General features: G+C 34.7%; 9 protein-coding genes. 6 read left to right on the top strand and 3 right to left on the bottom strand.

What is annotated here, in order from left to right; genetic code table 11:
- Positions 1 to 12: 12 nt before the first annotated feature.
- Both BM097_RS15375 and BM097_RS15370 read right to left on the bottom strand, forming a co-directional pair.
- Positions 13 to 519, bottom strand: a complete 507-nt coding sequence (locus tag BM097_RS15375; protein WP_090552425.1) for an ECF transporter S component — start codon at positions 517 to 519, stop codon at positions 13 to 15.
- Between the two features lie 12 nt (positions 520 to 531).
- Complete coding sequence (locus BM097_RS15370; RefSeq protein ID WP_090552422.1) at positions 532 to 1,287, bottom strand: amidohydrolase family protein; 756 nt, start codon at positions 1,285 to 1,287, stop codon at positions 532 to 534.
- A gap of 611 nt (positions 1,288 to 1,898) precedes the next feature.
- Between BM097_RS15370 and BM097_RS15365 the strand changes: the two genes are divergently transcribed.
- From BM097_RS15365 to BM097_RS15340, 6 genes are read left to right on the top strand one after another with little or no spacing between them, the layout of a single operon-like run.
- On the top strand, positions 1,899 to 2,801 hold the full coding sequence (locus BM097_RS15365) for an ABC transporter permease (RefSeq protein WP_242944735.1): 903 nt from the start codon (positions 1,899 to 1,901) through the stop codon (positions 2,799 to 2,801).
- 18 nt (positions 2,802 to 2,819) lie between these two features.
- Positions 2,820 to 3,716, top strand: a complete 897-nt coding sequence (locus tag BM097_RS15360) for a carbohydrate ABC transporter permease (RefSeq protein ID WP_090552416.1) — start codon at positions 2,820 to 2,822, stop codon at positions 3,714 to 3,716.
- Positions 3,717 to 3,747: 31 nt separating this feature from the next.
- Positions 3,748 to 5,352, top strand: a complete 1,605-nt coding sequence (locus tag BM097_RS15355) for an ABC transporter substrate-binding protein (protein WP_177197487.1) — start codon at positions 3,748 to 3,750, stop codon at positions 5,350 to 5,352.
- Between the two features lie 50 nt (positions 5,353 to 5,402).
- Positions 5,403 to 6,908, top strand: a complete 1,506-nt coding sequence (locus tag BM097_RS15350) for a glycoside hydrolase family 53 protein (RefSeq protein WP_090552407.1) — start codon at positions 5,403 to 5,405, stop codon at positions 6,906 to 6,908.
- A gap of 1 nt (position 6,909) precedes the next feature.
- The gene (locus tag BM097_RS15345; protein ID WP_090552403.1) at positions 6,910 to 7,926 is read left to right on the top strand and encodes a LacI family DNA-binding transcriptional regulator; all 1,017 of its coding nucleotides are present in this window, start codon (positions 6,910 to 6,912) and stop codon (positions 7,924 to 7,926) included.
- On the top strand, positions 7,923 to 8,963 hold the full coding sequence (locus BM097_RS15340) for a glycoside hydrolase family 53 protein (protein ID WP_090552399.1): 1,041 nt from the start codon (positions 7,923 to 7,925) through the stop codon (positions 8,961 to 8,963). The genes BM097_RS15345 and BM097_RS15340 overlap by 4 nt, the downstream gene beginning before the upstream one ends.
- A gap of 106 nt (positions 8,964 to 9,069) precedes the next feature.
- Here the strand turns inward: BM097_RS15340 and BM097_RS15335 are convergent.
- A partial coding sequence (locus BM097_RS15335) for an ATP-binding protein (protein WP_143085009.1) occupies positions 9,070 to 10,059 on the bottom strand: 990 nt, incomplete at its 5' end.

Below are 10,059 nucleotides of genomic sequence, written 5' to 3'. Positions count from 1 at the left end.
TATCTATATTTTTTATACAGCTTCCAACCTAATCTTGTTTTTCATCAATCCATAAAGGATATTTCCAAGTATTATTCCGCTTAATGTCTGAAGGCTAAGGGTTATAAGGGTAGATAGTGCATAAGCAATGCCAAACATTGGTATTTTTATAAGTGTATATAAGGCTATGTGTACAAGTCCTCCAATTATAGCTCCAATCCAAAGGTTGTATTTAAAGTTCTTAAATAACTTAAATGCAATAAATCCCATCACAAGGACCCAGGCTGCTTTAAAAGCCATTGTAGGCAATACCCAAGCTGTGTATCCACCGATGAAATCGGCAAGGCCAGCGCCTAATGCTCCCGCTATAGCACCTTTTTTGGTACCGAGCAGGCATGTTGCAAGAATAATCATGCAATCCCCTAAATGAGTGTATCCAAAGGCTGTTGGTATCTTAAAATAAAAGGTCCCAATAAATACTAAAGCAATCATAAGCCCAACTACAGCAATATCTTTTTGATTATATCTAGTCTTTTCCATGAATGTGCCCCCCTAATCTAAAAGTGATCCTAAAAAGTTTTTTGCGTTGTTATAGAATATGTTCTCATAATCCTTTTCTTTTAATGGGCAAGAAAGAATCTTTTGGATTTCTACCTCTGGTGCATGAAATGGCGTATCTAGTCCAAACATAACTCTGTCATTTCCCACGTTTTTATATGCATTGAAAATCTGAGCAGTCATTGAAGTGCCAGAAGTTTCAAGCCATATATTTTTATATCTTTTAGCAATAGTCTGAGCTGCCTCAACATATATTCCATGGCCATGCCCCATATGAAGCATTACAAATTTACATTTTGGATGTCGCTCTGCTAAAAGTCCTATCTGCCAAGGCAATGAGAAAGGTTCATGTCCTGAATGCACAAAGAAAGGCACATTATAGGATTCACAGATTTCAGCTACTGGATCTACTATTGGAGAATCAGCAGCATAGCCATCAAATAAAGATTGTATCTTTGCCCCCTTGCAGCCTTTATCACGAATTAAATATTCTAGTTCGTCATAGGCAGCTTGTTCTTTTGTACAATCAACCCAAGGCACTGGAATAATCTTGTCTTTAGCCTTTTCATAAGCTTCTAGAATATCCGCATTTTTAGAAGAATCGGATGGGCATAGGACGGTCTTTTCAATATTAAATTTATCCATCAAATCAATAACTAAATTAATATCCCCACAAAAGTTAAATGGATTACCCCAGGTTCCAATATGCGAGTGCATATCAATCTTTTTAAAATCGCTAAATTCATACATAACAAGTTCTCCTCCTTTTGTTGGAGAAAATATTATCTGATTACTGTGCACTTTGAAATATCTAGATTTGATTATTTTTTAGGGGACAGTTTATTGAAATGTGTAATTAGCCTAAAAAACGACAAGGAGAAGCAAAATGAAGCTATTTACCTAATTAACGAAAGAAGATGTTTTTTTTCGCGCCAATTCCTTTAAGCTTTGACGGCTTCCTCTTTATCACTTGCTCTGACATATTTTTTTAGCAACTGTTGAATCTGACGTACTTCGCCATCAGTGACGAGTGGTCTAGCATGGGTGTCTATATATTTAGTGGTTAGTGGAGAGCGTTTGCATATTAATAATATACCCAAAGCGAGGATTAGGGAAACGAACAAACTATTAAATATGCATCGTATTATCTAATGATTGCGCAATTATTTTATAATTGCGCAGATTTTATGCCTAATTTTTGCTTTAATTTATAATAATTGCGCAAAAATCTTAGTGGTTGTGAGAATTGTTTAGGGCCATTAATAGAGCTAGAATAATACCACAAAGCAAGTTCATAGAATGTTCACAAAAACAATGAATTTTGCAAATATGCGCAATTATGCGCAAAAATGGGAGGGTATATGGGTAAATTAATTTCTAAAAACAAAGTCTTATTAATAATGTTAGTCCCAGCATTAATTTATGTAATCGTATTTAGCTATATTCCAATGGCTGGAATAGTATTAGCTTTTAAAAATTACAGATACGCTGACGGAATATTTGGTAGTCCATGGGTTGGATTAGACAATTTTAAGTTCTTATTTGTTTCAAATAAGGTTTGGCAACTAACAAGAAATACACTTCTCTATAATATTGCTTTTATAATCTTTGGAATGATATTCGAGGTTGGATTCGCAATTATATTAAGTGAGTTGAATAACAAGGTGTTTAAGAAATTTGCACAAGGCTTTATGTTCTTGCCGTATTTCATCTCATGGGTTGTGGTTTCTACTATCATGCTGAATATTTTTGGCGACAATGGAGTGTTGAATTCAATTTTGCTTTCAGCAGGTGGAGAAAAATACAGTATATATAGCAATACAGCATTATGGCCTATCATAATGGTTTGCGTTAGATTATGGAAGCAGACAGGATATGGAACGGTTATTTATTTAGCCGCTATAGCAGGAATAAGTCAGGATTTATATGAGGCGGCATCTATTGATGGAGCTAATGTATGGCAGAAGATACGGTATATTACACTTCCTTCGTTGAAACCAACAGTAATGATTATGACACTATTAGCACTTGGAAATATCTTTAGAGGTGATTTTGGTATGTTCTATCAATTGGTTGGCTCTAATCAATTATTACTTAAATCATCAGATATTTTGGATACATATATTTATAGATTGCTATTAACCACTCCTGATGTTGGAATGACAGCTGCCGCTGGATTGTATCAATCTTTATTATGCTTTGTAACAATTATAACTGCAAACTGGATTGTTAAGAAGATTGCTCCAGATTATACATTATTCTAGTAGATTGAGAGGATAGAAATGGGTTCTAAAATAAAAGGTAAAGATCAAATCATATTTGAAGTTATTGGATATATATTAGTTTTTCTTTTTGCCCTAGCTTGTGTAATTCCATTTTATTTAATAATAATGGGTTCATTTACTAAAGAAAGCACAATAGTAACAACAGGATATAAATTGTGGCTAACAGCTAAGGATTTTTCGACAGAAGCATATGCGATGGCTTTTAAAAGTCCTCAAACAATATTGAAGGCCTATGGGGTAACAATATTTGTAACAGTTGTAGGTACAGTTTTATCTATATTTTTAACTACTATGACAGGTTATGTGTTGGCCAGAAAGGATTTTCCTTGGAAGAATGGCTTCTCATTCTTCTTCTTTTTCACCACGTTATTTAATGGTGGATTAGTACCTTATTATCTTTTGTGCACAACATATTTAGGTTTCACCAACAGAATTTATTCTCTCATTCTCCCGGGTATGTTTTCTGTTTGGAATATGATTATTGCTAAAAGTTTTATGAAAGGTATTCCATTTGAAATGGTTGAAGCCGCAAAAATTGACGGTGCTGGTGACTTTTGTATTTATTATAAAGTCATTCTTCCAATGGCAAAGCCTTTGGTGGCAACAATAACCTTATTTGTAGCATTGGCTTATTGGAATGATTGGTATAACTGTATGTTGTTTATGAGTACGGGAGAGCATTGGAACTTACAGTATACTCTGCAGAATATTCTAAATAGTTCAGAAGCACTAAAAAGAATAGCAGTATTAACTGGCATGCAGGTAGGTCAGCTGCCATCAGAAGGATTAAAGTTGGCCATGACTGTTATTGCAACAGGTCCAATTGTTTTATTATATCCATTTTTGCAGAAATACTTTGTTAAGGGATTAACTCTTGGCGCAGTTAAGGGTTGATAATAAAAAGAGAATAATGGAGGAGGATACCATGAAGAAAAGGATGAAGAAAATTGTGGGGGCAATTTTAGCAGCAACGATGACAATGTCAATGGTGGCATGTGGTGACAGTTCTGGTTCTGCTAACACTATTAACGGAAAGACTACTGCTGAAGGTTCAGATGATTCAGCTATATCAGCAGATAGTCCATATGCAGGAAAAGGATTTAATTTCTCTACACCAGAAACAATTGTAATGTATGTATTAGGTGATAAACCTGCAGATATGGACACTGTTTTGGAGAAGGCTAATTCAGAATATTTTGAACCAAACTTAAACACAACACTTGATATTGAGTTTTTGAATTGGAGCGATTACGCAACTAAATATTCATTACTCCTTTCTGGTGGTGAACAGGTAGATTTGATATATACAGCATCTTGGTGTTATTACAATGATGAGGTTGCTGCTGGCGCATTTAAGAAACTTGATAATGAGTTTATACAGACATATTTGCCATATACCTACGCAGAGCTTCCAGAGGAAGCATGGAAGGAAATTGCAATTAATGGTGATGTGTATGCAGTACCTAAAGGAAAGGCAACATTTACAGCGTACAACGGTGCAGTTGTTAGACAAGATTTGATAGATAAGTATTCGCTTACAACACCTGACAGCTGGGACAATTTCAAAACATATCTTGAAGAATTGGCAAATCTGCAATCAGAGACTGGTGTTACCGCATTAAATACAAATGCTAACAGAGAGCAGTTATTCACATTGTTCTGTCAAGAAAATACATTGCAAGGAGTTACTGAAGGATATGATTTCTTGTATCAGGCTAATAATTCTGAAAAAGCTCCAGCTCCTGAGGATATAGAGTATGCATATATGTCAGATTATTACACTGATTATGCACTCCAGATGGCTGATTTAGCTAGCAAAGGAGTTTGGTCTGCAAATGCAATAAATGATACAACAGACTCACAGTCATATTTTGAAAATGGTACATCAGGAGCATTTGTATGGAATAGCTCAGTGTTTACTGCAGGTGATAATTTAGAATCATCAGGTCTTGGAACATATGCTGTTTATGATGTTACACCTGATACTAAGCGTTCCAGAGGTGCATATTCCGTTGATGCGACAGCCATAACAGAAAAATCAGCTGATCCTGAAAGAGCTGCACTTGTACTTGATTATATGAAGAGTGATGTAGACCTTAACCGACTACTATTAGGTGGAATTGAAGGTACACATTATGAGTTAGATGCTGACGGAAATAGGGTTACACTAGATAAAGCTGCAGATTACCCATGGAATGGTTGGGCATGGGCAATCAATAGGCAAGACGAGCCAGATGAAGCTGGTCTTGATGAAAGAGCTGTAGCTTACGGTGAGCATTGTGATGAAATGGAGTTTATTCCAGAACAGACTGGATTCACATTTGATCCATCGCCAGTACAGAATCAATATACAGCTGTTCAATCAGTTGTTTCAGAATATCAACAGAGCTTTGCGCTTGGAATTTATGGCAAGGACACAGAAAAGTCTATTGAGGAATTCCACCAGGCATTAAAAGATGCTGGAGTTGATGCTTTTACAGAAGAATTCATAAAGCAGTATACTGAGTATAAAGAAGCTAACGGAATATAAAATTAAAAAGGGCCAGTTTTTTACTGACCCTTTTATCTAATGGAGATACTATGAATTACATTAAGGGAATGGACATTTCTTCTTATCAGGAAATGTTAGACAAAGGATATGAATACTTTGATGAATTTGGTAATACTGTAGATATTTTGGATTATGCAGTAGAAAAGGGATTTAACTATGCTCGTATACGCATTTGGAATAGCCCATCTAATATACCTGAATCTGGTGGATACTGTAGTTTAGATGAAACTATAAAGCTTGCAAAGAGAATTAAGGAAATAGGCATTCCATATTTATTGGATTTTCATTATTCAGATTGGTGGGCAGATCCAGGTAATCAAAATAAACCAAAGGATTGGGAATATCTTCATGGTAGAGAATTAATAGATGCAGTATGTGAATATACAAAAGATGTTCTTGATACATTGGCAGATAATGATGTTTCTCCTTCAATGGTTCAAGTAGGTAATGAAATACGATGTGGAATGTTATGGCCAGATGGCAGTAGTGAGGATTTCAGGACATTGGCCAAACTGATAAATGCTGGGATAAAGGGCGTTAGAGAGTCTAAAGGTGGAGAGGCTATCCAAATAATGCTACATCTAGACCAAGGCGGACGCTATCATTATTATGAAAAATGGTTTGATGCTGTAATGAGAAACGGGGTAGAAGATTTCGATATTATTGGGTTATCTTACTATCCATTTTGGCATGGCACATATCAGGATTTAGATGAAACCCTGAATAAATTAGAGGAAAGATACCATAAAGATTTAATAATCGCTGAAGTGGCGTATGCACACAAATTAGGTGATGATTCATTATTTGGAAAGGGTCAGGAACGACTGGGAGGTCTTCCTGCTTCCGAAGATGGTCAGTATGAGGCTTTAAAAATTATTTCAGGAATAATAAATGGGGTAAATAACAATAGAGGGAAGGGTTTCTTTTATTGGGAACCATTTATGCGAGCAGACAATTCATCTTCCTGGGGATATTGTATGGGGATTGTGGATTCAGAAGGAAAGCCTTTGAAAACTTTGACAATGATGAATAGTTCATTTCCAATAGGTGCAGATGAAGCAAGAAATATGTATTCAAAACTAAGATATTCGGATGATTGTAGCGAACCTATTAATGGTACTAATATTTTACTTAACTCAGGATTTACAAATGATTTAAGTAATTGGAATTACAATAAGTCAAATAATGTTAACTATAAAATAGAGGCAATCGATGATGTAGAAATATTTAGTTTTCAAAGTAAGGGAAATGTATATTTTAAATTGCACCAAATCGTTACAATAAAAGAAACGGGAGACTATAGCTTAGTCGTTGAATACAAAGGTGATAATACAACGGGAGTTTGTGTAAAGCCATATATTGAATTAGCAGATTATAGAAGAGAAATAAACATCTATCCATCCGATAGAATTTGGACTAGAGGAACTTTGGACATATCTCTTGAAGCAGGCACACAAGTTGATGTTGGGATTGAAATAGATTCTCCTGAAATTATGGGACAAATAAGAAATATCGGATTGTATTTAAGGAGCTAATATGCAAGAAATAGAGCTTAAGAAAATAGCGGAAGAACTGAATATTTCTCAAACTACTGTTTCAAGAGCATTATCAGGGAATGGAAGAGTAGCAATAAAAACAAAAGAGCGTATTCAGGAATATCTTCAGGCAAATGGGTATGTTCTTAAAAACAAAAATGCAGAATTTAGTGATAAGAAGACAAAAAATATTTGCATAACTCTTCCAGGAGAAGATAACTTTGCTGAAATGCCATATTTTCAGGCAACACTACTGAGTGTAATAGATTATTATGCTACAAGAGATTACAATGTTATTCCGATAAAAATTAGTGCTGTGGATATAAGTGAGTTGGAGAAAATCATTAAACATCATAAAGTTGATGGAGTTATTCTAACGAGAACAATTAAAAATGGCATAGATATTGAATTCTTAAAAGCGCACAAGGTTCCCTTTATCGTTATTGGCTCATATGAGGATGACAATGTATATCAGGTAGATGTAGACCAAGAAAACGGTTGCAAAGAACTAACCTCATTGCTTCTAAAAATGGGATATAGAAGGTTGGCATTATTATGCGCTGATATGACACATGTTGTTACTCAAAGTAGATATAACGGATTCTTTAAAGCACATATTGAAAATGATATTTCTTTAGATACAAGATACATTTTTGATGAAGCGGGATATCCACATCGAACAGCACAGGCATTAGATGATTGCTTGAAAAACCAAATAGAGTGCATTGTTTGCATGGATGACAATATTTGTGTCAATGTTTTAAATAGATTAAAAGCTGAAAATGTTATGGTGCCAAGAGATATTAAGGTCGCATCATTTTACGATAGCTCTGTTCTTGAAATGCACTATCCACCTATTACAGCCCTGGAGTTCAATACAAGAGATTTAGGATGGACAGCAGCTAAAAATCTATATGAATTATTGCATGGTAACGAAATACCCCATAGGCAATTATTAGGCTATCAGCTTATTTTACGAGATTCGACAAAGAGAATAGAAAGAGAGACGGGAGAATGAGTTTTCTTATAGGAGCAGATGTTTCATCTTTACAGGCGATGGAAGATTGTGGAGCCGTATTTTATGATGAAAACGGAAAAGAAGATGATGCATTAAATATTCTAAAAAATCATGGGATAAATAGTATCAGACTTAGGTTGTTTAATGACCCCACATTGTCTTTTGATAGAGGCGATTATTGTAATGTAAGCAATACATTACCAATTGCAAAAAGGGCAAAGGCTAAAGGCTTAGGGATATATTTAGATTTTCACTACAGCGATTTTTGGGCTGATTGGCAAAAGCAGATAATTCCAAAGGCATGGATTGGAAAAAATGTCGACGAATTATGTGATGCAATTTATAAATATACCTTAGATTCGTTGATTGAATTTAAAAATAATAATGCGTGGCCTGACATTGTACAAATTGGAAATGAAATTGGTAGAGGCTTGTTATGGGACTATGGTACACTTGACAATCCTGAATATATTTCTAGATTTCTGAATGCAGGAATAGATGCCGTAAAATCGGTCACTGATGCTGATTATTTAATGCCTAAAATTATGATACATATTGAATGTGGAGCTGAAACAAAACAAACAGAGGATTTTTTTCGAAATCTTAACAGATATGGTATAGGAAATTATGATTACATAGGATTGTCCTATTATCCATATTGGGCTGGTCCATATGAGAAATTTATCGAAAACGCAAGAAATGCATATCATGTATTTGGAAAGAAAGTAATAATTGCAGAAACAGCATTTCCATATACAGATGTATCTAATGATGATACACCAAATGTTGTCACTGGAGAGTTAACACGCAATACAATGAATATGGATGCAACGCCAGAAAATCAGTTCCTAGCTCTAAAAAAGATTGTGGATATTGCAAAAAGTGAAGAATGTATAGATGGCATATATTATTGGGAACCAGTATGGTATCAGCTAAAAGGTGTAGGGGCTGAAAAAGGAAAAGGCAACGAGTGGGAAAATCAAGCGTTGTTTGATAATAATGGACATGTTTTAAAGGGAATTAAAGCTTTTAATTAAATGCTTGGAAGTATCAATATTGCTATGATGAAGGGCATCTTTGATCACATAGATGTCCTTCGTTACTCATAGATAATTAAATCTCCATGTAAGCCTATCATAGCTACTACATATTACATACAGCATAAAGTGGAATATTAACCATCCATTCCTGCTCTTTATAATTTAGTAAGGATAATCTGATAGAAGTAGTAGGGTGGAATTTATCATAATATGCCTTTAAACTTTGAGAGCGAATATTAGTCTCTGCCTTTACTTCTATTGGGACAGCATCCATTCCTTTTTGAATAAGAAAGTCTTGCTCAAAAGTAGCCGATTCAGTCCCATAGTAATATGGTGAATACTCAGTATCGCTAATAATTTGTTGTAAAACATATTGCTCTGTTAGGGCACCTTTAAATTCCACAAATAGGCTGTTACCTTCGATAATAGAATGTAAATCCAATTCACTCATAGCACCTAACAAACCAATATCCAAAAAGAATAGTTTAAAAAATGAGAGCTCCTTGTATGCAGAAAGAGGAACATGAGGCTCATTTACTTTATGAACACGATATACTAAACCACTATCAACTAACCATTGTATAGCTTTTTCGAATTCACTACTACGTGAGCCTTTTTTTATTTGTCCAAAGAAAAACTTTTTATTTTCTTTCGCTAATTGCATTGGGATGCCATCCCAAACCATATTAACTCTAACTACTTCATTGGCAGAAATGTGTTTGCCGAAATCGCCTTTATATTGAAGTATAATTTCTTTTTGAATCTCTCTAGCGGTATAGTAATCACTGTTATTTAAAAAAGCGTTTACAGCTTCTGGCATGCCACCTACATACATGTAGTTTTTTAAATGGTAAATATATTTTTCAGAGAAACTATCTATTAAAGTATAATCTTTTGTTTTAAGAGCATCAGCTAGGCCTGTTTCGCCAACAGCATATAGAAATTCCCTAAAATTCAGTGGATAAAGATTTAATGTTGTTACCTTTCCAACAGGATATGAAATACCTTCATGTAAGGCCACACCTAAAAGAGATCCTGCCACAATAACATGATATTCAGGGGCATCTTCATAAAAGTATTTCAGAGATTCAAA

The sequence above is a fragment of the Pseudobutyrivibrio sp. OR37 genome (assembly GCF_900113655.1).
Classification (GTDB): Bacteria; Bacillota; Clostridia; order Lachnospirales; family Lachnospiraceae; genus Pseudobutyrivibrio.
This window is presented reverse-complemented; position numbering and strand designations above follow the sequence as displayed.